We start from the raw sequence: 23,082 nt of genomic DNA, 5'->3' as shown, positions 1-23,082 counted from the left end.
GCCGGTGGGGGCTTGTCGCGCAGTTCCCCGTGCCCCTTGGCGGCGCTGTCCTGCTGCCCCTCAAGAACGCGGGGGAAGCCTTGGTCTTGAGCGGTCCGGTACGTGCGAGTAGTCCGGAGGCGTTGCCGGGGGGTTGTCGTCCAGCATCTTCAGGGCCAGTTCCACCGCGTCCGTCAGCTGGGCGTGGCGGCCCTCCGCCCAGTCCAGCGGCGTGCGCAGGACCTCCATGTCCGGGGTCACGCCCTTGTTCTCGATGCTCCAGCCGTACGCGTCGAACCACGCCGCGTTCATCGGGACCGTGATCACCGTGCCGTCGCCGAGGCGGTGGCGGCCGGTCATGCCGACGACTCCGCCCCAGGTGCGCTGGCCGACGACCGGGCCCAGTTTCAGGAGCTTGAAGGCCGCCGTGATCATGTCGCCGTCCGAGGACGTCGCCTCGTCGGCCAGGGCGACCACCGGGCCGCGGGGCGCGTTGGAGGCGTACGACACCGGCTGGGCGTTTCTCGTCAGGTCCCAGCCGAGGATCGTGCGGGTCAGTTTCTCCACGACCAGCTCGCTGATGTGGCCGCCCGCGTTGCCGCGTACGTCGACGATCAGTGCGGGGCGTGACATCTCCATGCGCAGGTCCCGGTTGAACTGGGCCCAGCCCGAGCCGCCCATGTCCGGGATGTGCAGGTAGCCGCAGCGGCCGCCGCTCAACTCCCGTACGACCGCCCGGCGTTTGGCCACCCAGTCCTGGTAGCGCAGGGGGCGTTCGTCGATCAGCGGGACCACCGCGACCCGGCGTGACCTGCCCGCCTCGCCCTCCGCCGGAGTGAACGTCAGCTCCACCGTCGTACCGCCGGAGCCGGCGAGGAGGGGATAGGGGCCCGCGACCGGGTCCACGGGGCGGCCGTCGACGTGGGTGAGCACCGCGCCTTCGCGGATGCCGGTGCCCGCCAGCGGGGAGCGGGCCTTGGAGTCGGAGGACTCGCCGGGGAGGATGCGCTTGACCATCCAGCCCTCGTCCCTGCGGACGAAGTTGGCGCCCAGCAGGCCCTGCCAGCGCTGGTAGTGCGGCGGGCCCTCGTTGCGGCGGGCGGCGGCGACGTAGGCGTGGGAGGTGCCGAGTTCGCCCAGCACCTCGCGCAGCAGGTCGGCGAACTCGTCGGGGGAGGCCACGCGGTCGACCAGGGGGCGGTACTGGGCCAGGACCGCGTCCCAGTCGATGCCGCACATGCCCGGCTCCCAGAAGTACGCCCTGATCAGCCGGCCCGCCTCGTCGTACGCCTGCCGCCACTCCGCCGTCGGATCCACCTGGTGCAGGATGCGGCGCGCGTCGATCCACACCGTGGTGTCGCTGTCGCCGGACTCGGTGGCGGGCACCGCCCGCAGGTCGCCCTCGTCGACCAGGACGATGCGGGTGCCGTCGCCGCTGACCGCGAACCAGTCGAGATGGTCGACGAGTTCGGACTTCTTGGCCTTGCTGATGTTGAAGTGTTCGAGGGTCGGCCGCCCGGTGGTGTCGTCCGGGTTGGCGAACGTCTCGCCCAGCGCGCCCGAGATCGGCCAGCGCAGCCAGACCAGTCCGCCGCCCGCGACCGGGTGCAGCGCGGAGTACTTGGAGGCGGCGACCGGGAAGGGGGTGACCCGGTTCTCCAGTCCCTCGATCTCGACGGTCGTCGCACCGCCCTCGCCGCCCTCCTCGTCCTCCACCGGGTCCAGGCCACCGGCGGCCGGGCGGCCCTCCGGGTTCAGGGCGAAGGGGGAGGGGGTCGCGGAGGACAGGGGGACCAGGTAGGGGCGGCAGCCCAGGGGGAAGGAGAGGTCGCCGGTGTGGACGTCGTAGACCGGGTCGAAGCCGCGCCAGGAGAGGAAGGCCAGGTAGCGGCCGTCCCGAGTGAACACCGGGTTCTCGTCCTCGAAGCGGCCGTTGGTGACGTCGACGATCAGACGGTCCTTTATGCGGGCCAGCTTGATCTGCCGGAGGGAGCGGCCGATCCCCGGATGCGACCAGGTCAGCCAGGTCCCGTCCGGTGAGAAGGCCAGGTCCCGCACCGGGCCGTTGATCGACCGGATCAGCTCCGTGACCTCGCCGTTGGAGTCCTCGGTTGCGTCGATGAGGAGCAGCCGTCCGTCGTGCGAGGCGATCGCGAGGCGCTCGCCCTCCGGGTCGGCGACCATCTCCAGGACACGGCCCAGTTCGCCCGAGGCCAGCCGGCGGGGTTCCCGGTCGCCGGTCGCCCTCGGCAGGTAGGCGATCTCGATCGCGTCCTCGCCCTCCGCGTCCGTCACATAGGCGACCTGGCCGACCGAGCCGAGCATCTCCGGGAGCCGGACCCGTACGCCGGGGGTGTCGGTGATCGTGCGGGCCGGGCCGTCCCGGTGGGTGAGCCAGTACAGGCTCCCGCGGACGACCACGGCGCTCGCGCGGCCCGTCTCGTCGACGGAGACGCCGTCGACGTGCTGGGCGGCCGGCACCTGGTAGGTACGACGGCCCGCGCGAGGCCCGCTCAGCCGCACTTCCAGCTTGCGCGGCTTGCTGTCCGCGGCGAGGTCGTCCACGATCCACAGGTCGCCCGCGCACTGGTACACCACCCGGGTGCCGTCACTGGAGGCGTGCCGGGCGTAGAAGGCGTCGTGGTCGGTGTGGCGGCGCAGGTCGGAGCCGTCGTAGGCGCACGAGTAGAGGTTGCCGACGCCCTCGTGGTCGGAGAGGAAGGCGATGCGCCCGCTGACGAACATGGGCGAGTGGAGGTGGCCGCCGATGTCCGCGAGCAGGCGCTCGCCGTGCAGCCAGAGGCGGCCGGTGGCGCCGCCCCGGTAGCGCTTCCAGGCGGCCGGTTCATGCGGTGGGGTGCCGGTCAGCAGGAGCGTCTTGCGCTCGCCGTCGAGGTCGGCGACCTGGATGTCGGAGCACGGTCCCCAGGGCAGCTTGCGGCCGGGGTCGCCGCCGAGGCTGACCTTGTAGGCCCAGGTGAAGTGGGAGAAGGGCTCGCCGTGGGAGGCGACGGCGAGGATGATGCCGTCCGGTGTCCAGCCGCACACCTGGGTGTCCGGTGACCCCCAGTTGGTGAGCTGTCTGCCCGGGCCGCCGTCCACCGGGACCAGGTGGATCTCGGGGGTCAGGCTGCGCCAGCTCGTGTACGCGATGTGGCGGCCGTCGGGGGAGAAGCGGGGGTGGCCGATCTTGGTGCGGTCCACGGTGAGCCGCCAGGCGCGGCCCGGCCGGTCCAGCGGGGCCAGCCACAGGTCGTCCTCGGCCACGAAGCACAGGAGTTCGCCGCTCAGATGCGGTAGGCGCAGGTAGCTCACCTCCCCATGCTTTGCCCGGGGGCGGACGGGGGCAAGTCGTGCAAAAACAGGTCGGCCATCGGGGTGCATGGCGACGCGCGACGGCGCGTGACCCAGAACACGAACGAAACCGTTTCGTTTCGATAGCTGGTGGGGTACATTCGTCGTGTACGAAACCGTGTCGTTCGGAGCGGGAAGGTGGAGAGGATCATGGCTGAGGTCGCGACGCCGCGTCGCAGTCGTATCACTCCCGAGCGCGAGGCCGAGTTGTACGGGGCCGTGCTCGACCTGCTCCGAGAGGTCGGCTACGACGCCCTCACCATGGACGCCGTGGCCGCGCGCACCCGGTCCAGCAAGGCGACGCTCTACCGCCAGTGGGGCGGCAAGGCCGAGCTGGTGGTGAAGGCCATCCGGCACACCAAGCCCGGCAAGGACATCGGCGCGGTCGACACCGGGTCGCTCCGCGGCGACTTCCATGCGCTGATGGCGCATGCGGACGACGCCGAGATGGAGCAGAACAGCGCGTTGATGCGCGGGCTGGCCATGGCGATGCACGCGAACCCGGACCTCCACCGGGAGTTCCGGAGCCAGATCGTCGAACCGGAGATCGCGGAATTCCGCCGTGTGCTGCAGCGCGCCGTCGACCGGGGCGAGGTCCGGCCGGACTGCCCGGCGCTGGACTTCGTGGTGCACATGATGCTCGGCGCGTTCGTCACCTGCACGATCCTCGACGAAAGGCCGCCGACGCGGGCTTTCCTCACCTCGTACATCGACGCCGTGGTCCTCCCCGCCCTCGGCGCGCCCGTCAACTGACGAGTCCCCTCAGCTGACGGTCCTCTCGAGCAAGCCCTCCACCTGACGTATCCGCTCACGTCGTCGGGCTGATCACCCCTGCCCTGGGGCCTGTGTCGGAATCCCGGCCGGGCGCCCCAACCCCACGACTGACCGGGAGACGCCCTCGTGGCCACATTCCTGTACAAACTCGGCAGGCTCGCCTTCAGGCGACGCCATTTCGTCGCCCTGATATGGGTCGCGCTGCTCACCCTCGCCGGTGTGGGCGCGGCCAGCGCGCCCTCCGCGGGGTCCACGTCCTTCTCGATCCCCGGCACCGAGGCGCAGAAGGCCTTCGACCTCCTGGAGCAGCGCTTCCCCGGCATGAGCGCCGACGGGGCCACCGCCCGGGTCGTCTTCAAGGCGCCGGAGGGCGAGAAGATGACGGACGCCGCCCACAAGGCGACCGTCGAGAAGGCCGTCGACGAGCTGTCCGACGGCTCCGAGGTGGCCTCCGTCGCCGACCCGTACACCGCGAAGGGCGTCAGCAAGGACGGCACGATCGCGTACGCGTCGGTGAAGTACGACGTCTCCGGCATGGAGCTGAAGGACGCCTCCCGCGAGGCCCTGGAGGATGCCGCGCAGGACGCGCGGGACGCCGGGCTGACCGTGGAGGTCGGCGGTGACGCCCTCCAGACGACGCCCGAGACCGGCAGCACCGAGATCATCGGCATCGCGGTCGCCGCGGTCGTCCTCGTCATCACCTTCGGCTCCCTGATCGCGGCCGGGCTCCCGCTGCTGACCGCCCTGATCGGCGTCGGCATCGGCATCTCGACGATCACCGCCCTGGCGAACGCGCTGGAGCTGGGCTCCACGACCTCGACGCTGGCCATGATGATCGGCCTCGCGGTCGGCATCGACTACGCCCTGTTCATCGTCTCCCGCTACCGCGCCGAGCTGGCCGAGGGCCGAGGGCGCGAGGAGGCGGCCGGCCGGGCCGTCGGCACCGCGGGCTCGGCGGTGGTCTTCGCGGGCCTGACGGTCGTGATCGCGCTGGTCGGCCTGTCGGTCGTCAACATCCCGATGCTGACGAAGATGGGGATCGCGGCGGCCGGCACGGTCGTGATCGCGGTGCTGATCGCCCTGACGATGATCCCGGCGCTGCTCGGGTACGCAGGCCGCAAGGTCCGGCCCGCCGGGAAGAAGAGCCGGTGGATGGGCGGCAACCGGGCCGAGAAGAAGGCGGCCTCCGGCAAGGCCAGGCCGAACCTGGGCACGCGCTGGGCGAGATTCGTCGTACGCCGCCCGATCGCGGTGCTGATGCTGGGCGTCGTGGGCCTGGGTGCGGCCGCCGTCCCCGCGGCCTCCCTGGAACTGGGCCTGGGCGACGACGGCTCGCAGCCGACGTCCACGACCCAGCGCCGTGCCTACGACCTGCTCTCCGACGGCTTCGGGCCGGGCTTCAACGGCCCGCTGATGGTCGTGGTCGACGCGAAGGGCAGCGACGACCCGAACGACGTGTTCACCCAGGTCGGCGATGACATCAAGGGCCTGAAGAACGTCGTGACCGTGACGCCGGCGACGCCCAACAAGGCGGGTGACACGGCGACGATCACGGTGATCCCGGACGCCAAGCCGTCGTCGGTGACGACGGAGGACCTCGTGCACGCCATCCGTGACAAGGGCACGGAGGTGAAGGCCGACACGGACGCGAACGTGCTGGTCACCGGCGCGACGGCGATGAACATCGACGTCTCGCAGAAGCTGAACGACGCGCTGCTGCCGTACCTCGCCCTGGTGGTCGGTCTCGCCTTCCTCCTCCTGATCGTGGTCTTCCGCTCGATCCTCGTCCCGCTGAAGGCGGCGCTCGGCTTCCTGCTGAGCGTGATGGCGGCCCTGGGCGCGGTGGTCGCCGTCTTCCAGTGGGGCTGGCTCGCGGGGCTCATGGGCGTGGAGGAGACCGGCCCGGTGATGTCCATGATGCCGATCTTCATGGTCGGCGTGGTCTTCGGCCTGGCGATGGACTACGAGGTGTTCCTCGTGACGCGGATGCGCGAGGCGTACGTCCACGGCGAGAAGCCGGGCCAGGCGGTGGTGACCGGCTTCAAGCACGGCGCGCGGGTCGTCACGGCCGCGGCGGTGATCATGATGGCGGTCTTCGCGGGCTTCATCGGCTCGTCCGAGTCCATGGTCAAGATGATCGGCTTCGGCCTGGCGATCGCCGTCTTCTTCGACGCCTTCGTCGTGCGGATGGCCATCGTCCCGGCGGTCCTGGCCCTGCTGGGCAAGAAGGCCTGGTGGCTCCCGAAGTGGCTCGACCGTGCCCTGCCGAACGTGGACGTGGAGGGCGAGGGCCTGCGCACGGCGGCCGAGTCCGGGAAGAACACGGACCCCGACGAGGACCGCGCGCTGGTACGCGTCTGACCGGTCACCATGGAAGAAGGCCTGCCGGTGAGGGTTCCGTGGGGACGGGGCGCCCTCACCGGCTTTCTTCGACACCCGAGAGCAGAAAGGGAGCGCGGACTGGATCTCGGTCGCGTGGGACGTACACCCACCGTTAGCGTGCCCTGCATGACGACAGCCGCCACTGACGCCAAGGACGAGGGCTCCGGAGCCCACCCCCGTTTCGCCGCCGCCCTCGAGGAGCTGGGGCTGGGTGAACTGCACTCGCGGATCCGCCGCTTCCCGGACGCGACCCGTACTGCCGCCGAGGCGGCCGCCGCGATCGGGTGTGAGCTGAGTCAGATCTGCAAGTCGCTCATCTTCGCCGCCGACGGGGTGCCGGTGCTGGTGCTCATGGACGGGGCGTCCCGGGTGGATGTGGAGCGGGTGCGGCAGGAGCTCGGGGCGGAGAAGGTCACGCGGGCCAAGGCGGACGTCGTACGGGAGACGACGGGGTACGCCATCGGGGGCGTACCGCCCTTCGGGCACCGTACGAAGACCCGCGTGCTCGCCGATCGGTCGCTGCTGGACCACGACGTGGTGTGGGCCGCCGCCGGCACGCCGTACACCGTCTTCCCCATGGAACCCAAGGCACTTGTCGCGCACGCCGGTGCCGCCCTCGTGGACGTGCGCGAGCTGACTTCGTGACCCCGCTGGTCACCGCCGCCGTCCTGCTGGCGGCCGTCACGCACGCCAGTTGGAACGCCATCGCCCACAAGATCACCGACAAGCTGGTCGCCTTCACGCTCATCGCGGGCGGCGGAGTGCTGATCGGCGCGGTGCTCGCGCCGTTCGCCGCGTTCCCGGCGGCGGGGGCGTGGCCGTATCTCGCCGCGTCGGCCCTCGTCCATGTCGTCTACTTCGCGCTGCTGATGAAGTCGTTCCGGCTGGGCGACTTCGGGCAGGCCTACCCCATCGCGCGCGGCACCGCGCCACTCGTCGTCGCCGTACTCGCCGCCTTCGTGGCGCACGAGGTGCCGGACGGGTGGGCGGCCGCCGGGATCGCCCTGTCCTGCGCGGGGCTCACCGGCGTCGCCCTGTGGGGGCTGCGCGGCCACCGGCCCAACTGGGCGGCGATCGGCGCCGCGTTGGCGACCGGGCTGAGCATCGCGGCGTACACCGTCCTCGACGGGCTGGGCGTACGGGCCTCGGGGTCGTCCCTCGGCTATGTCGCCTGGCTGATGCTGGTCGAGGGCCTCGCGATCCCGGCATACGCCGTCTGGCGCTGGCGCGGGAAGACGGTCGCCGTGCTGCGGCCGTTCGCCGGTCTGGGGCTGCTGGGTGCGGCGCTGTCCGTCGCCGCGTACGGGCTCGTCCTGTGGGCGCAGACGAAGGCCGAGTTGGCGCCGATCGCGGCCCTGCGGGAGTCCTCGATCATCGTGGGCGCCGCGATCGGGGCCGTCTTCTTCAAGGAGCGTTTCGGGGCGCCCCGCATCGCTGCCGCGGTGCTCCTGGTCGTGGGGATCGGGATGATGCTGCACGCGAACTAGGAAGCCCCGGCCGTCGGCCGGGGCTTCCTCACCGGTCAGGCGATCAGCGGTCGAAGGCGGCGTTGTTGCAGCCCATCGTCGAACCGAGGTGGTTGGCCTGGCCGCCCGAGTTGCCCTCGCCGTTGAGCCCGTTGCCCAGGACGCCGTTGAGCACCCCGACGATGCCGAGGACGTCGATGTTCAGGTCGTGGGACTTGCAGCTGGTGCTCTGCCCGACCTTGACGTCGTTGCCCCGGCCGTCGGCGTGGGCCGTGCCCGCGCCCACGAGCGCGACGCTGCTGAGGGCGGCGACCAGGACAGCGGCCTTGCGAAGCTTGTGCATGTCATCTCCGGTGGAGTGAGGTGGATGCAATGCGTGAAGGGATGATCCCTTGCGATTAAGGGGGATTATGTAAGAAATGCCCCAAATCATCCTGCGGCGCGCCGAGTTTTGCGATCTTTGCCGACCCGGAAGGCGAACTGGCCGCAGTACGTGAGCTTCCGCAGGTTCACCAAGGCCGTTCTGCGGCGCTCCTCTTTTCCCCACCGGTCGATCTCGGTGTTCAGCGGGGACTGCTCGTCCCAGTAACGGCTGTACTCGGCCGGCCGGCCGAGGTAGCTCCGCATGATCAGGGCGACTCCGTCGAGCGAGGGCCGGATCTCCTCCAGCGCGAGCCCGGCCTCCTCGACCAGTACGCGGAAGCCGTACGGGGTGTAGTTCCACAGGCTGAAGGAGTGGTACGGCTCCAACTGGGACGTCGACCCGATGAACAGGCCACCGGGCGCCAGCACTCGGGCCACCTCCGCCAGCAGTTCGCGCGGGCGGGCGACGTGTTCGAAGACCTGGTGCGAGTAGATCAGCGGGAGCGAGTCCGAGCCGAGGGGGAGGTGGACACCGTCGTAGTGCACCACCGGGTCACCGCCGGGCGGGCGCTGCGCGGCCTCCGGTGAGTCGCGGATGTCCACGCCGACCCACCGCACCCGCGGGTCGTGCTTGCGGAAGAGCTCGGCGGACGTGCCGCGGCCGCACCCCAGATCGACGACCAGCCCGGGTGCGCCCGGGGCGCCCATCACCTCGTCGAGGTAGTAGCGCGAGGTGACCTGACGGGCGTGGTCGTCGGGGATGCAGTCCCGCATGAGCTCCCAGAGGGTCGCCATGCCTCGATGCTACGGTCACTCACCGTCGCGCGCTCATCGCGATCTGTTGCGCCCGCTGTGCGATGCCGGACAGGTCGTGCGCCGTCACGCTGTTGCGGTCGGCGACCGAGCGGCCCAGCGCGTGGTGCGGCCACAGGCCCGCGGCCACCCGGCGGCTGCGCTCGTTCCACTGGCGGGCCGCCGGGGCGTCGGCCTTGTAGTGGTTGAGGGCGTAGCCGCCGGAGTGGATGCGCAGGAGGGTGAAGCCGCCGGGATACTCCTTGGCGGCGGCGACCTCCTGCTGGGTGACGTGCGGGGCCCGCGGCAGCACTGTGCGCTTGTTGCGGTGCGTGTGGCCCGCGTGATGGAGGAAGACGCCGGGGGCCTGCGCATAGGCGTCGAGCAGCGCGCGAGCCTGGCGGCGCTCCAGGCACTGGCCGCGGGTCACCGGGAACACCGAGTCCCGCACGGTCAGCGGATGATGGCCGAACACCAGCGTCGGCTGGTCCGGGGCCTCCCTCAGACGCGCCTGGAACCAGGCCAGTTGCTCGGGCCCGAGCCCGCCCGCGTCGGCGCCGTTGCCGGTCTTGACGTAGGTGTCGAGGCCGATGATCCGCAGCCCGCCGAGGTCGCGGGCGAAGTACCCGGGGCCGTCGCCGCCCGGGAAGGCGGTGTGGAAGGCATCGTGGAAGGCGTTGTCCCCGTCCGGGCCGGTCCCGGCGCGGTCGTGGTTGCCGCGTACGACGAAGTAGTCCCGCCCGTGCGTGCCGAAGCCGTCCAGGATCCGCCGGGCCTCACCGAGGTCGTGGGCCGCCCCGCCGGCCGAGATGTCGCCCCCGGCCAGCAGCACGTCCGCCCCGCGCCGCCGGGCCTCCTCGACCAGGGCCCGGCTCATGAGCTCCGGATACGGGGCACGCCCCGGCTGCTGGGACACGCCGCGCGGCAGGGGCAGGCCGCCGACCAGGCCCGCGGTGGTCTCGCCGAGGTGCAGGTCGTTGCAGAGCGCGATCGAGAGCAGGTGCCGGCCGGGCGGCGGCTGCGGGGTGGTGAAGGAGTACGGCCCTCCGCGTGTGCCGAGCCCGAACGTCGACGTGCCCACCGCGTTGCCGCGCACCAGGTGCAGCGGGGTGGGCGTGGCGGCCACGCCGCGGGAGCGGGCCTGGTAGTAGTACGTCTGCCCCGGCTCCAGGTCCGTGAGCTCGACCTGGTGGTGGGCGGTCGGCCGGCCCTCGGAGGCGGTGCGGTTGAGCCGGGAGGGGTGGGTGCCGTAGACGACCTCGCCCTCGGTGATCGCGGGGAGGGGGTGGCCCAGCCCGTCGTTGGTGCCGGGGATGCCGGTGTACCAGGTGACGACGGCGCGGTCCTCGGTGAGCGTGACCAGTTCCAGGTTGACGGCGGTCAGGTCGTCGGGGTGAGGGGAGCGCGCCCGCTGCACGGCGGCGGAGGCGGTGCGCAGCAGGGCGGGGGCGAGGCGGGCACCGGAGCGCAGCACCTCGCAGGGGCCGGGGAAGGCCGACAGGGCCGCGAGAGCGGGGAGGTGGGCGGAGAAGCAGCAGCGCATGTCCTCGATATGGCCCGGGGCGGTGAACGGGAGAGGTGGCGGTGGCGGCGGGGCCAGGTCCGGCGCGCGACATCTCCGCGGAACGCGACATCTCCATGGAAGCAGGGCGAAGGCGGTCACCGCAGCGAGTGTGCCGAGTCTCACTGATCCCGAGTTGCGGTCTTTGCGTCGACGCCATGTGTATTCCGCGCCGGCACCAGGGCGTCTTCCGCTCCGCCACCACGGCGTCTTCCCCTCCCGCGACACGATCGTTCCGGCGAGAGTGCACCGAGGGGGCAGGTCAGTGACGGCGCTGAGCGAGGGGGCGGACGCGGGAGCCGGCGGCAGGGCGCCGCTGGACGCGGACCGGATCAAGCAGCTGGAGTTCATCCAGGCGACGATCACGCGGCTCGGCACCAACTCGTTTCTCGTGAAGGGCTGGTCGCCGGCGGCGTCGTCCTCGGCGCGGCACGAGATGCACATGGGTGTGGAACACCGTCTGGGTGGCCGCCGCGCCCGCGGAGTTGATGACGTTCATTGGGCACGACCAGCGTGTGCCCCCGGGTGGCCGGCGCCAGCGGGAAGAAGGCGAGGGTGTGCGCATCCTCGTAGACCATGCGTGCCTTGCCGGTGCCGGAGGCGATCTCGCAGAAAGGGCAAGCCTGTTCATGGGCGTCCATGGACCCTCCGTGTCGCTCCGGGGTGTGCGGCGTGGGCGGCATCTTCATCAACTACCACAGCGGCGATCACGAAGACGTCGTGCGGGAACCGTACGACCGAGTCGAACATTATTTCGGTGAAGGCCAGGTTCTCCAGCGGTACCCGGACACGCTGCGGAGCGGGTGGCGGGGACCGCGAGGTGCCGCTCGTCGCGGTGCACCGGGGCTGGGCGGACGAGGCCGGGCGCTCCCGGGCTCCTGGCGTCCGGGGCGGACTTCGACGCGGTCGGGGACGGCAGGCCCCGCGTCCCGAGGAGTTCGCCGAGCCCGACTAGTCGGCGGACCCCTCCGAGGCGCACCCTGGAAGCAGAAGTTCCGGAGGTGATCGTCATGATGCGAACCACAGTGGGATGGCACGTCGAGCTGGAGTTCCAGGAGGACGAGACGCACACCAGGGCGGTGGCGCTCGTACGGCTCCCCGACGGCACCGAGGTGCGGGCCCACGGGCACGCCACACGGCACCACACCGACGCGAATCAGCCACGCGTCGGTGAGGAGATCGCCGGCGCCCGCGCACTGAACGAACTGGCGATGCAGATGCTCACCAAGGCGCACGGGGAGATCGACCAGGCGTCCGGGCGCACATCACACCCGATTCACATCTGACCGCCCGCCGGCCGCCCGCCGCGCCGGCCGGCACCGCGACTACGCCAGTACCGACCGCACCGCCCGTATCAACCCCTGCGCCCTCGGATCCGCCGTCACCGTCTTGCGGAAGCCGTTCGTCACATAGCCGAACGCGATGCCCGTCTCCGGGTCGGCGAAGCCGAGGGCGCCGCCGCGCCCCGGGTGGCCGAAGGAGCCCGGGCCCAGCAGCGGGGACGCGGCGCCGTGCAGCATGTAGCCGAGGCCGAAGCGGGTGTTGACCACCAGGACACGGTCCGGCCCCGCCGACTCCTGAGCCCGGGCGAGCTCGACCGTCGCCGGGTCGAAGAGCCGTACGCCGTCGACCTCGCCGATCAGCGCAGCGTAGAAGCGGGCCAGGGCGTCCGCCGTCGCGATGCCGTTCGTCGCGGGGAGGGCGGCGGCGCGGTAGGCGGGGTCGTTCTGGTCGGGGAACGGGGTGATCGCGGCGAACGCGCGGCGGGTGAGGGAGTCCGGGTCGTCGTAGGCCGCGGTGACCGAGCGCTTCGGGCGTGAGCGCAGTCCGCCGACGGGCTCGGGCCCCTCCACCCGGCCGACCCGGCCCACCCGGCCCGCCTCCGACTCCGGCAGCCCCAGCCACAGATCCAGGCCCAGCGGACCGGCGATCTCCGCAGCGAGCCACTCACCGGCCCACCGCCCCGTCACCCGGCGCACGAGTTCGTCCAGCAGCCAGCCATAGGTCAGCGCGTGATAGCCGTGGTCGGTGCCCGGTTCCCACACGGGCGCCTGCGCGGCCACCGCCTCGGGGCCGCGGTGCGGGTCCAGCGCCTCCTCTGGCGTGAGCGGGCGGTCCAGGACCGGCAGCCCGGCGCTGTGGTTCAGCACCTGCCGCACCAGCAGCCGCTCCTTGCCGTGCGCCTTGAACTCCGGCCAGTACTCGCCCACCGGCGCGTCCAGGTCCAGCTCCCCGCGCTGGTGCAGGAGGAGGGGTACGGCGGCGGCGACGCCCTTGGTCGCCGAGCGCACGACCTGCGCGGTGCCGCGCTGCCACGGCTCCGCGCCATCGACATCCTTCGTACCCGCCCACAGGTCGACGACCTTGCGCCCGTCCCGGTACACGGCGACGGCCGCGCCGCGCTCCCCGAGCGTGGCGAAGTTCCGTACGAACGCCTCCCTGACCGGCTCGAAGCCCTCGGCCACTGTGCCGTTCACGTCCACGCCCGCGCTCCCCTGCGACTGTCTCGTTGCGGCGACCGGCTCGCTCGCCTTCGACAGCCATCCCAACACGGGTGCGCGGCCTTGGATTCCGTTGTGTGGCCGACGTCTCGCTAGCCCAGCAGGATCGTGACGTCGATGTTGCCGCGGGTCGCGTTGGAGTACGGGCAGATCTCGTGCGCCGCGTCCACCAGCTTGGCCGCCAGGTCCGCGTCCAGCACCGGCAGGGAGACGCTGAGGGCGACCGCGAGGCCGTAGCCGCGGTGCCTGTTGGGGCCGATGCCGACCTTGGCGGCGACCGTGGAGCCGGTGAGGTCGTAGCCCTCGCGGTTGCCGACCAGGATCAGCGCGTTGTGGAAGCAGGAGCTGTAACCGGCGGCGAAGAGCTGCTCGGGGTTGGTGCCGTTGCCGTCGCCGCCCAGTTCCGGGGGCATCGCGACCTTGAGGTCTATCTGGCCGTCCTGACTGGTGACATAACCGTCCCGGCCGCCGTGCGCGGTGGCCTCGGCGACGTACATGATCTTCGTCGGACGGGTGTCTACGGCGGTGCCCTCTTCGGTCATGGCTGGCCTCCCCCAGAAGCTGTTTCACTGTGCGGCTCCCCCGCGTGGGCGCACAACTACATCGTGCACAAGGTACTGGCCGGTAGGGTGACTTCCGTTACCAGGGGGTGGCAACCGGGGGTAACGCGAGATCAGCGCGGGTGGTCCGCGGCCGCGTGCGCTCTTGTCGCGAGTTCCCACAGTTCCTCGCGCAACCGCGCGACCCCCGTCTCGTCCAGCCCCGTCGCGGTGAGCAGCGCGCCGGGCACGCACTTCGCCCGCTCCCGCAGCTCTTCCCCGCGCCCGGTGACGGCCACGAGCACGGACCGCTCGTCCCGCGCCGACCGCTCACGGCGCACCAGTCCCGCCGCCTCCAGCCGCTTCAGCAGCGGGGAGACGGTGCCGTAGTCGAGCCGCAGGGCGGCGGCCAGCTCCTTCACCGTCGTCTCGCCGCGCTCCCAGAGGACCAGCAGGACGAGGTACTGCGGATAGGTGAGGCCGAGGTCGTCGAGAAGCGGGCGGTACGCGGCCGTCACGGCGCGCTGGGCGGCGTACAGCGCGAAGCACAGCTGCTCGTCGAGCAGCGGTGAGGCGCCCTCGTCGGCGGGCTTCTCGTTGGTCACGCGCCCATTGTCACGGAGCGCGGATCGAAGCCGAAGGGCAGCTCCAGGCGGTGGGCGCGCATCAGCTCGTCGTCCGCGAGGAGTTCGCCCGTCTTTCCGTCCGCCGCGATCACGCCGTCGCTCAGGATCAGGGAGCGCGGGCACAGCTCCAGGGCGTAGGGGAGGTCGTGCGTGACCATCAGGACGGTGACGTCCAACGCGCGCAGGATGTCGGCCAGTTCGCGGCGGGAGGCGGGGTCGAGGTTGGAGGAGGGCTCGTCCAGGACGAGGATCTCCGGTTCCATCGCGAGCACCGTCGCCACCGCGACCCGGCGCCGCTGGCCGAAGGACAGGTGGTGCGGAGGCCGGTCCTTGAAGTCCCGCATGCCGACCTGCTCCAGGGCATGGTCGACGCGCTCCTCCAGCTCGGGCCCTTTGATCCCGGCCGCCGCCGGTCCGAACGCCACGTCCTCGCGCACGGTCGGCATGAAGAGCTGGTCGTCCGGGTCCTGGAAGACGATGCCGACCTTGCGCCGGATCTCGGCCATGTTCTTCTTGTCCACGGGCAGCCCGGCCACCCGCACGGTGCCCACCCCGCCGCTCAGGATGCCGTTGAGGTGGAGGACGAGGGTCGTCTTCCCGGCGCCGTTCGGCCCGAGCAGCGCGACCCGCTCGCCGCGCGCGACGCGGAAGTCCACGCCGAACAGGGCCTGGTGGCCGTCGGGGTAGGCGAAGGCGAGGCCGGAGACCTCCAGGGAAGCCGTGCTCACAAGGTCGCTCACAGGGTCCATCCCAACACGCAGACGAGGAGGGCGGCGAAGGGGAGCGCGAGGGCGTACGACCACTGCGCCCGGGACGCGGTCACCTCGTCGATCACCGGCATCGAACCGGCGTACCCGCGGCTGACCATGGCCAGATGCACGCGCTCACCGCGCTCGTAGGAGCGGATGAACAGCGCGCCCGCCGACTTCGCGAGGACGCCCCAGTGCCGCACGCCCTTCGCCTCGAAGCCGCGCGACTCACGGGCGATGCGCATCCGCCGCATCTCGTCCGTGATGACATCGCCGTACCGGATCATGAAGGACGCGATCTGCACGAGGAGGGGCGGGAGCTTCAACCGCTGCAGGCCGAGGAGGAGTTCGCGCAGCTCGGTGGTGGAGGCGAGGAGGACGGACGCGGCGACTCCCAAGGTCCCCTTGGCGAGGACGTTCCAGGCGCCCCACAGCCCGCCGGCGCTCAGCGACAGGCCCAGCACCTCGACCCGTTCGCCCTCCGCCACGAACGGCATCAGCACGGCGAACGCGACGAACGGCACTTCGATCAGCAGCCGCTTGAGCAGGAAGCCGGCGGGCACGCGCGCGACGTACGCGACGAGCGCGAGCAGGACGGCGTACAGGCCGAACGCCCACATCGCCTCCCGCGGCGTCGACACCACCACCAGCACGAACGCGAACGTCGCTGCCAGCTTGGTGTGCGGCGGCAGGACGTGCACGGGCGAGTGCCCGTGCCGGTAGAGCCGGTGCGCGTGCCCTGCGCCCATGTCAGACGCTCGAACCCGCGGACGTGGTCGCGCTCCCCGTGCCCGACGGGGAGACGTCGTCCGTACGGCGCCTGCGCACCGCCCGGAACACCGCGCTGCCCGCGACCACCGTGACACCGACGCCGATCACGCCCGCCAGGCCGCCGGAGAGGCGGGCGTCGGTGATGTCCTTGACGCCGTAGTCGGCGAGCGGGGAGTCGGCGGTCGCGTGGTCCTCGGTCTTCTTGTCGATGCCGTGGTCGGCGGCGACCTTCTCCAGACCGTCCGGGCTGGCGGAGGCGTAGAAGCTGACGAACCCGGCGAGGACCAGGGAGGTGACGAGGCCGACGGCCCACACCTTGCGCGGGGAGCGGGCGGCGACCGGGACCGGCTCGGCGGCGGGGGCGTCGACCAGTTCGCCGTGCACGCGCAGCTTGAGGCGCTGCTGCAGGTCCCGGGCGCCGTACACGAGGTCGGGGCGTACGGCGACGACGGCGCCGACGGTCAGCGCGGTGATCGCGGCTTCCCCGATGCCGATCAGGATATGCACGCCGACCATGGCGGCGGCGACCTTGCCGAGGGAGACGTCGGTGGTGCCGCCGACCGCGTACATGAGCGTGAAGGCGAGCGCGGCCGCCGGCACGGACAGCAGGGCGGCGACGAAGGAGGCGGCGGTGATCGAGCGGCGGCTCCTGGGCAGCACCTTCACCAGGCCGCGGAAGACGGCGTAGGCGACGACCGTCGTGACCACGGCCATGTTGGTGATGTTCACGCCGAGCGCGGTCAGCCCGCCGTCCGCGAAGAGGATGCCCTGCATGAGCAGGACGACCGAGATGCACAACACGCCCGTGTAGGGGCCGACGAGGATCGCCGCGAGCGCGCCGCCCAGCAGATGGCCGCTGGTGCCCGCCGCGACGGGGAAGTTCAGCATCTGCACCGCGAAGATGAACGCGGCCACCAGACCGGCCAGCGGCGCGGTCCGCTCGTCGAGCTCACGGCGCGCGCCGCGCAGGCTCACGGCGACGGCGGCAGCGGCGGCCACTCCGGTCGCGACCGAGGTAGGGGCGTCTATGAATCCGTCAGGTACGTGCACCGTTCGATGATAGTGGCTTAATGCGAATCACTTGCAAGAGCGAGGGGCTCGTGTATCGCGCAGGTGATATATCCCTGCCCCCGCAGGCATATTCAGGAAGATATGGGACATTGGAAGGGGAGCGGAGGCATAGCTTTCGCATAGGTCACGCAGCGTAAGGGGCCGTCCGATGTCTGTAGTCGAGCAGTACGCGCGAGCCCATATCGTCACGGACGCAGACATCCTGGCGGAGGAGCAGGACGCCGTCCCGGTGGTCCTGCGCTACGACCCCGATACCGACCCGCGCTCGGTGCGGGTGCGGTTGCCCGGGCGTGAGGCCCATGAGTGGACGTTCTCGCGGTCGCTGCTGGAACAGGGGCTGCGGGCGCCGGCCGAGAGCGGCGAGATACGGGTGTGGCCCTGCGGCCGGGTGCAGGCCGTCGTGGAGTTCCACTCGGCCGAGGGCGTCTCCGTGGTGCAGTTCGAGTCGAAGGCGCTGATGAGGTTCCTGCGGCGGACGTATCTGGCCGCCGCCACCCCCGTGGGCCGCTGAGGCTCAGCCGCCTGTCTTCAGCAGTGCCGCCACGATCGGGCCCGCCGTCTCTCCGCCGTGGCCGCCCGACTGGACCACGCCCGCCGCGGCCAGGTCGTTGCGATAGGCGGTGAACCAGCCGTTCGGCTTCTTCTGGCCGTCGACCTCCGCCGAGCCGGTCTTCGCGCCGACGTCGCCGGTGACCCCGGACATCGCCTCGGCCGCGGTGCCGTAGGCCGCCGTGTACGACATCAGCTCGCGCAGTTGGGCGAGGGTGGACGCCGACAGGGTGCGGGAGGCGGTGGCGAGGGTGCGGTTGTCGACCGTCGGAGCGACCAGGTAGGGCTGCTTGAAGGTGCCCGTCTTGACCGTCGCCGAGACCGACGCCATGTTCAGCGGGTTCATCCGCACCCCGCCCTGGCCGATGAGCGAGGCCGCCATCTGGGCCTGGGACTGGACCGGGACGGCGCCGTCGAAGGTCGGGACGCCGACGGACCAGTTGTTGAGGGAGAGGCCGAAGACCTGCTGCGCCTGCTTGGTCAGGCTGTCGTTGTCCAGCTTGCCGGCCTGGCTGATGAAGGCCGTGTTGCAGGAGCGGGCGAAGCTCGCCTTGAACGTGCCGCCCTTGATCTCGAACTTGTCGTCGTTCTGGAACTTCCAGCCGCCGTACGTGAAGTACTTCGGGCAGGGGTGCTGCTTGTCCGCCGACGCGAGGCCCTTCTCGATCAGCAGCGAGGAGGTGATGACCTTCATCGTGGAGCCGGGGGCGAGGGAGCCCTGGAACGCCGTGTTGAAGCCGTGCGAGGAGTTCGCGACCGCCAGGATCTCGCCGGTCGACGGGCGCAGCACGACCACCGACGCCTTCGACTTCGCGGCCACCTGCTTCTCCGCGGCGGCCTGCAGCGCCGGGCTCAGCGTCGTCTTCACCGTGCCCGGCGTGCCCTTGCTCAGCTCCACCAGCGTCTTGTCGGACAGCTCGGCCTTCTTGGACTCCGTGCCCCGGATCACCTGGAGCTCGACGCCCGCCTTGCCGCCGGCCTTGTCGCCGTACTTCTCGCGCAGCCCGTCCAGGACCGAGCCCAGCGACGGGTACTCCTTCTCGGTCAGCTCGCCGCCGTCCCGGTCGAGCGCCTTGACCGGCGGGGTGCCGGACGCGCCGGTGACGAGGGTGTCGCCGTCCTTCAGATCGGGGTGGACGACCGCGGAGTGCCAGTCGACCAGCGGCTTGCCGTCCTCGGCGCGCCGGACGACGGTCAGCGAACTGTCGTACGTGAGCGGCTTGCTGGTGCCCTGGTACGCCACCGTGCCCTTCACGGAGAAGGGGACCTTGTCGCCGGTGCGGGGGCCGGCGGTGAGGGTGACGTCCTTGATGTGGGCGTCCTTGGTGTAGCCGGTCAGCAGGGCCTGCGCGGCCGCGCTGTCGTCCGTGGCGGCGGCCGCCTGGGTCACCTTGCCCTGCTGCCAGGCGGTGAGGAACGTCTCGGCCGCGGTCGTGACCTCCTTGGCCGACAGCGGGCCGGTCTTGACCTTCTTCGCCTTCTGGTCGGCGGAGGAGGCCGCCGTGTCCGTACGGCTGTCGGCCACCGCTCCGCCGCTGTACAGGGCGTAGACACCGAACCCGGCGCCGCCGACGACGACGGCGATCATCCCGCCGAGCACGGCGGGTCTGGTCTTCCGTCGCTCGGCGACGCGCCTTCTGTTACCCACTGCTTTCCGTTTCCCTCGCGTATTCAGGGGCCCCCGCCGCCCCGCCGGCCTCACGCTTACCAACGACGACGACCACCCTAGAGTCCCGTCCTGTGCGGGTTAACTTCAGCCGGACGCTCGTAGCACGTCTGCGACAATCGGCCCCGCCGCGTCGCTGCCGTGGCCGCCCTGCTGGGACATCGCGGCGGCCGCCACATCATTGCGGAAACCGGTGAACCAGCTGTCGGAGGTGGCGTTCCCGTCGACCTCGGCGGACCCGGTCTTGGCACCGATGTCACCGCTGAGCCCGGACATGGCTCGCACGGCGGTGCCCTGGGGCGCGGTCGCGGTCAGCCGCATCATCTGCTTCAGCTGGGCGGCGGTGCCCGCCCGCAGGCCCTCGGCGGTGGCCAGTTGTCGGTCGTCGAGCTCGGGCGAGACCAGATACGGCTGCCGGAACTCGCCGGTGATCGCGGTGGCCGTCACCGAGGCCATGTTGAGCGGGTTCATCTGGACGCCGCCCTGGCCGATGGCGTTGGCCGCGCGGTCCGGGCCGGCGGAGGCGGGGACACTGCCGTCGAACGAGGTGATGCCGGTCTTCCAGTCGCCGCGGCCGAGCCCGAACCGTTCCTCGGCCTCCCTGGTCAGCGAGGCGTCGGTGAGCGGATCCTCGTCGACGAGCTTGATGAAGGCCGTGTTGCAGGAGCGCAGGAAGCCGTCGGCGAGCGTCGCGCTCGCGGTCTCGTTGGGCTCCAGGCCCTTGAGGTTCTTGAAGGTCTGGCTCTGCCACATGGCGCTGGGCGGGCAGGGGGCCGGGCCGTTCATCGAGGTCACGCCGTTGTCGATGAGCATCGCCGCGGTGATGATCTTCATCGTGGAGCCGGGTGCGACGCGCCCCTCGAAGGCCGCGTTGAAGGCGTCGCCGCGATGGTTCGCCACCGCCAGGACCTCGCCGGTGCTCGGCTTGAGGGCCACCACCGAGGACTCGGCGTACTTCTTCACGGCCGTCTCGGCGGCCGCCTGCACGCTCGCGCTGAGCGTCGTCTCCAGCTTGCCCGGTCTGCCCTTGGCGAGGGTCAGCAGCGTGGTGTCCGCGGACTCGTCGGCGTGCCGTATCGCCAGCTCGATACCGGGTGAGCCGCCGGCCTTGTCGCCGTACCGCTCCCGCAGCGTGTCCAGGATCGGGCCGAGGGAGGGGTACTTCTCCTTCGTCAGCACGGTGCCCTCGCGGTCCACGGCCTCGATGGGCGGGCTCGCGGCCTCGCCGGTGACGAGGGTGTCGCCCTTCTTCAGCTGCGGGTGGATCACGGTCGGTTCCCAGTCGACGAGGGCCCGCCCGGTGGTGAGCCCGCGCACCACGGTGAGCTCGCTCTTGTAGGAGAGCGCCTTGGACTTCCCGTCGTAGGACACCTTCGCGCTCACCGTGAAGGGGACGGTGGCGCCCTTCGCCTTGCCGGGCGTGATCTTCACGCCGGTGATGTACGCCTTCTCGCCGTAGGACGTCAGGACCGACTCGGCGGCCGCGTCGTTGTTCGTGAACGCCGCCGCCTGCGCCGCCTGTCCCTTCTCCCAGGCCGCGAAGAACTTCGTCGTGGTCTCCTCGACCTCGGCACTGCTCGGCGGCCCGCTCTTCGGTGATGCCGCCCCCGTCGCCCCGCCGCCGTTCAACGCGGATACGACGTTGTACGCGCCGTACCCGGCACCGCCCACCATCACGGCGAACACCCCGCCGATGACAGCGGCCTTGACCCCCTTGGACATGAGTCCCCTCCCCGTTTCGGTCCCCCGCACTGTAAGTGGCGTGAGGGAAACCTGTGGCGGGGTTTTCTGTTGTTGGCCATTTCAGCGGTGCCGCTCAGATGCGACTGAGCGCTGCAGCCGACCCGACCGGCCGGCCACAGCGCTCAGCGGGAGGCGATCCTCAGACGACGCTGAAGGGATTGACGCCGAGGAGGGCGGCGGTGGGCACGGCGGCCGCGAAGGGCAGGATGCCCGGCGGGTAGGTGCCCTGGGACGGATACACCAGGTACGAGATCGACTTCTGCGGCTGCGGGTCGAGGGTGTCGGCGCCCGCCACGGCGGAGGTCGACATGGCCGCGGCTCCCGCGAGGGCGATGACAGCAAGTGTCCGTTTAGTTACGTTCATGCCTGTATGAACGATCACCGACTCCCCCTGTTACGCACGTCAGACCCACGTGTCCAGCCACATCCGCGACCGCCACTGGTCCACCGGGATCGCCGTGCCCGTGTGGATCGGCCAGAAATAGATGAAGTTCCAGGCGATCAGCAGGACCAGTACGCCCGCCCCCGTGGCGCCGGCCACCCGGCGGGTGTCGCTCGAGCGCGGTGGGCCGATGATCGCGCCGAGGAGCATCGCCACGGCCAGGCAGAGGAAGGGGAGGAAGACGACGGCGTAGAAGAAGAAGATCGTGCGTTCCTGGTAGAGGAACCAGGGGAGGTAGCCGGCCGCGACGCCGCAGGCGATCGCCCCGGCCCGCCAGTCGCGGCGGAAGAGCCAGCGCCACAGGACGTACAGGAGGGCGAAGGCGGCCACCCACCACAGCAACGGTGTGCCGATCGCCAGGACCTCGCGGGCGCACTTCTCGCCCGCGTCGACGGGGCAGCCGTCCTTGCCGGGCAGCGGGGACTCGTAGAAGTACGACACGGGGCGGCCGTCGACGATCCAGCTCCACGGGTTGGACTGGTAGGTGTGCGGCGACGACAGGCCGACGTGGAACTCGTACACCTGGTGCTCGTAGTGCCACAGGCTCAGCCACCAGTCGGGGAACAGCCACGACCAGCTGCTCGTGCGCCCGTTCGCGGACGCCCAGTCGCGGTAGTAGCCGCCGGTGCCGTCCGTGGGGGAGAGGATCCAGCCGGTCCAGGATGCGATGTAGGTGACGATCGCCACCGGTACCGTCGCCAGGAAGGCGAGGCCCAGGTCGTGCTTGAAGACGGCCGTGTACGGGTGACGGGCGCCGGCGACCCGGCGGGCGGCGATGTCCCAGAACACCGTCAGCAGGCCGAACGCGACCAGGAAGTACAGGCCGTTCCACTTGGTGCCGATGGCCAGGCCCAGCATCAGGCCGGCCAGCCAGCGCCAGGGACGCCAGCCCAGGCGGAGGGTCTCGGCGGTGTGCGCGTCGGGGCGGACCCGGCCGTCGGGGTCGGCCGGGAGCGCGGCCGCGAGTTTCGCGCGCGCCCGGTCCCGGTCGACGACGAGGCAGCCGAACGCCGCCAGCACGAAGAACATCAGCACCCCGTCGAGCAGCGAGGTGCGCGCCATCACGAACGCCAGCCCGTCGACCGCCATCAGCGCGCCCGCGAGGCAGCCGAGGAACGTCGAGCGGAAGATACGGCGGCCGATGCGGCACAGCATCAGCACGGCGAGCGTGCCGAGCAGCGCCGTCATGAAGCGCCAGCCGAACGGGTTGAACCCGAACATCAGCTCGCCGAACCCGATGACGTACTTGCCGACCGGCGGATGCACGACGTACGCCGCGTCCGTCGGGATCGGGATCTGATCGCCGATCTTCAGGATGAGATCGTTGGCGTTCTTGTCCCAGCTGACCTCGTAGCCGCGGTGGACGATCGCCCAGGCGTCCTTGGCGTAGTACGTCTCGTCGAATATCACGTCCTTCGGGCTGCCGAGGTTCCAGAACCGCAGCACCCCCGCCAGCAGCGTGACCAGCAGCGGACCGCCCCAGCCCGACCAGCGCACGAGCCGCTCGGCGAGCGTCCGCGGGACGCCGAGGAACTGCCACATCCGCGGGCTGGGCCGAACGTACGGCGGCACCAGGCGCTCTCGCACGTCGCTTCTCGGCGTCGCCGTGTAGCCGAATCGGCGCAGCCGCTGCTGCCACGACGGCCGCTGCTCGTGCGGTGCCTGGTCCTGCCGGGTGTCCATGGAGGACGCGGTACTGGTCACCGCGCCATCGTAGGGAACACGTCTGTGGGAGTCCCGTGGATGCGCCCTGC

At 71.1% G+C, this 23,082-nt stretch carries 21 protein-coding genes; 6 read left to right on the top strand and 15 right to left on the bottom strand.

The window, feature by feature from the left end; translation table 11 throughout:
* Positions 1 to 60 precede the first annotated feature (60 nt).
* Positions 61 to 3,294, bottom strand: coding sequence for a S41 family peptidase (locus ACQEV2_RS17865; RefSeq protein ID WP_433041930.1), 3,234 nt, complete (start codon positions 3,292 to 3,294; stop codon positions 61 to 63).
* A gap of 189 nt (positions 3,295 to 3,483) precedes the next feature.
* On the opposite strand from ACQEV2_RS17865, the gene ACQEV2_RS17860 reads away from it, so the two are divergent.
* From ACQEV2_RS17860 to ACQEV2_RS17845, 4 genes are all read left to right on the top strand, one after another.
* The gene (locus ACQEV2_RS17860) at positions 3,484 to 4,086 is read left to right on the top strand and encodes a TetR/AcrR family transcriptional regulator (RefSeq protein WP_433041927.1); all 603 of its coding nucleotides are present in this window, start codon (positions 3,484 to 3,486) and stop codon (positions 4,084 to 4,086) included.
* Between the two features lie 147 nt (positions 4,087 to 4,233).
* Positions 4,234 to 6,468, top strand: coding sequence for an MMPL family transporter (locus tag ACQEV2_RS17855; protein ID WP_433041924.1), 2,235 nt, complete (start codon positions 4,234 to 4,236; stop codon positions 6,466 to 6,468).
* A gap of 147 nt (positions 6,469 to 6,615) precedes the next feature.
* On the top strand, positions 6,616 to 7,134 hold the full coding sequence (locus ACQEV2_RS17850; protein ID WP_433041921.1) for a YbaK/EbsC family protein: 519 nt from the start codon (positions 6,616 to 6,618) through the stop codon (positions 7,132 to 7,134).
* Positions 7,131 to 7,976, top strand: a complete 846-nt coding sequence (locus tag ACQEV2_RS17845; RefSeq protein WP_433041918.1) for an EamA family transporter — start codon at positions 7,131 to 7,133, stop codon at positions 7,974 to 7,976. Before ACQEV2_RS17850 ends, ACQEV2_RS17845 begins: the two co-directional genes overlap by 4 nt.
* 43 nt (positions 7,977 to 8,019) lie before the next feature.
* On the opposite strand, the gene ACQEV2_RS17840 is transcribed toward ACQEV2_RS17845, so the two are convergent.
* From ACQEV2_RS17840 to ACQEV2_RS17825, 4 genes are all read right to left on the bottom strand, one after another.
* On the bottom strand, positions 8,020 to 8,298 hold the full coding sequence (locus tag ACQEV2_RS17840) for a hypothetical protein (RefSeq protein WP_433041915.1): 279 nt from the start codon (positions 8,296 to 8,298) through the stop codon (positions 8,020 to 8,022).
* Between the two features lie 86 nt (positions 8,299 to 8,384).
* Complete coding sequence (locus tag ACQEV2_RS17835) at positions 8,385 to 9,113, bottom strand: class I SAM-dependent DNA methyltransferase (protein WP_433041912.1); 729 nt, start codon at positions 9,111 to 9,113, stop codon at positions 8,385 to 8,387.
* Positions 9,114 to 9,132: 19 nt separating this feature from the next.
* Positions 9,133 to 10,653: a metallophosphoesterase gene (locus ACQEV2_RS17830; RefSeq protein ID WP_433041909.1), complete on the bottom strand. Its 1,521-nt coding sequence runs from the start codon at positions 10,651 to 10,653 to the stop codon at positions 9,133 to 9,135.
* 280 nt (positions 10,654 to 10,933) lie between these two features.
* Positions 10,934 to 11,170, bottom strand: a complete 237-nt coding sequence (locus tag ACQEV2_RS17825) for an HIT domain-containing protein (protein ID WP_433041906.1) — start codon at positions 11,168 to 11,170, stop codon at positions 10,934 to 10,936.
* Between the two features lie 511 nt (positions 11,171 to 11,681).
* Between ACQEV2_RS17825 and ACQEV2_RS17820 the strand changes: the two genes are divergently transcribed.
* A complete protein-coding gene (locus ACQEV2_RS17820) occupies positions 11,682 to 11,957 on the top strand; it encodes a DUF1876 domain-containing protein (RefSeq protein WP_433041903.1) in 276 nt (91 codons plus the stop codon).
* Between the two features lie 39 nt (positions 11,958 to 11,996).
* On the opposite strand, the gene ACQEV2_RS17815 is transcribed toward ACQEV2_RS17820, so the two are convergent.
* The 6 genes from ACQEV2_RS17815 to ACQEV2_RS17790 form a co-directional block, all read right to left on the bottom strand.
* Positions 11,997 to 13,154, bottom strand: coding sequence for a serine hydrolase domain-containing protein (locus tag ACQEV2_RS17815; protein WP_433041900.1), 1,158 nt, complete (start codon positions 13,152 to 13,154; stop codon positions 11,997 to 11,999).
* Between the two features lie 110 nt (positions 13,155 to 13,264).
* Positions 13,265 to 13,714 carry an organic hydroperoxide resistance protein gene (locus tag ACQEV2_RS17810; protein ID WP_433041897.1) on the bottom strand — a complete coding sequence of 150 codons (450 nt, stop codon included), beginning with the start codon at positions 13,712 to 13,714 and terminating at the stop codon, positions 13,265 to 13,267.
* 131 nt (positions 13,715 to 13,845) lie between these two features.
* Positions 13,846 to 14,316, bottom strand: a complete 471-nt coding sequence (locus ACQEV2_RS17805) for a MarR family winged helix-turn-helix transcriptional regulator (protein WP_433041894.1) — start codon at positions 14,314 to 14,316, stop codon at positions 13,846 to 13,848.
* Entirely contained in the window at positions 14,313 to 15,086 is a 774-nt protein-coding gene (locus tag ACQEV2_RS17800) for an energy-coupling factor ABC transporter ATP-binding protein (protein ID WP_433041891.1), read from the bottom strand. The genes ACQEV2_RS17805 and ACQEV2_RS17800 overlap by 4 nt, the downstream gene beginning before the upstream one ends.
* The gene (gene cbiQ / locus ACQEV2_RS17795; RefSeq protein ID WP_433041888.1) at positions 15,074 to 15,835 is read right to left on the bottom strand and encodes a cobalt ECF transporter T component CbiQ; all 762 of its coding nucleotides are present in this window, start codon (positions 15,833 to 15,835) and stop codon (positions 15,074 to 15,076) included. Before cbiQ ends, ACQEV2_RS17800 begins: the two co-directional genes overlap by 13 nt.
* 1 nt (position 15,836) lies before the next feature.
* The gene (locus ACQEV2_RS17790; protein WP_433041885.1) at positions 15,837 to 16,907 is read right to left on the bottom strand and encodes an energy-coupling factor ABC transporter permease; all 1,071 of its coding nucleotides are present in this window, start codon (positions 16,905 to 16,907) and stop codon (positions 15,837 to 15,839) included.
* A gap of 169 nt (positions 16,908 to 17,076) precedes the next feature.
* On the opposite strand from ACQEV2_RS17790, the gene ACQEV2_RS17785 reads away from it, so the two are divergent.
* Positions 17,077 to 17,439 (top strand): SsgA family sporulation/cell division regulator, encoded by a 363-nt coding sequence (locus ACQEV2_RS17785; RefSeq protein ID WP_433041882.1) that lies wholly within the window; start codon positions 17,077 to 17,079, stop codon positions 17,437 to 17,439.
* A 3-nt stretch (positions 17,440 to 17,442) separates the two neighbouring features.
* On the opposite strand, the gene ACQEV2_RS17780 is transcribed toward ACQEV2_RS17785, so the two are convergent.
* The 4 genes from ACQEV2_RS17780 to ACQEV2_RS17765 all read right to left on the bottom strand — a co-directional run bounded on the left by ACQEV2_RS17780 (position 17,443) and on the right by ACQEV2_RS17765 (position 23,032).
* Positions 17,443 to 19,125: a penicillin-binding transpeptidase domain-containing protein gene (locus ACQEV2_RS17780; RefSeq protein ID WP_433041879.1), complete on the bottom strand. Its 1,683-nt coding sequence runs from the start codon at positions 19,123 to 19,125 to the stop codon at positions 17,443 to 17,445.
* A gap of 105 nt (positions 19,126 to 19,230) precedes the next feature.
* Positions 19,231 to 20,865: a penicillin-binding transpeptidase domain-containing protein gene (locus ACQEV2_RS17775; protein ID WP_433041876.1), complete on the bottom strand. Its 1,635-nt coding sequence runs from the start codon at positions 20,863 to 20,865 to the stop codon at positions 19,231 to 19,233.
* A 160-nt stretch (positions 20,866 to 21,025) separates the two neighbouring features.
* The gene (locus ACQEV2_RS17770; protein ID WP_433041873.1) at positions 21,026 to 21,196 is read right to left on the bottom strand and encodes a hypothetical protein; all 171 of its coding nucleotides are present in this window, start codon (positions 21,194 to 21,196) and stop codon (positions 21,026 to 21,028) included.
* A 93-nt stretch (positions 21,197 to 21,289) separates the two neighbouring features.
* The gene (locus tag ACQEV2_RS17765) at positions 21,290 to 23,032 is read right to left on the bottom strand and encodes a dolichyl-phosphate-mannose--protein mannosyltransferase (protein WP_433041870.1); all 1,743 of its coding nucleotides are present in this window, start codon (positions 23,030 to 23,032) and stop codon (positions 21,290 to 21,292) included.
* Between the last annotated feature and the right edge of the window lie 50 nt (positions 23,033 to 23,082).

This window comes from Streptomyces sp. CA-251387, from assembly GCF_050936625.1.
Taxonomy (GTDB): Bacteria; Actinomycetota; Actinomycetes; order Streptomycetales; family Streptomycetaceae; genus Streptomyces.
This window is presented reverse-complemented; position numbering and strand designations above follow the sequence as displayed.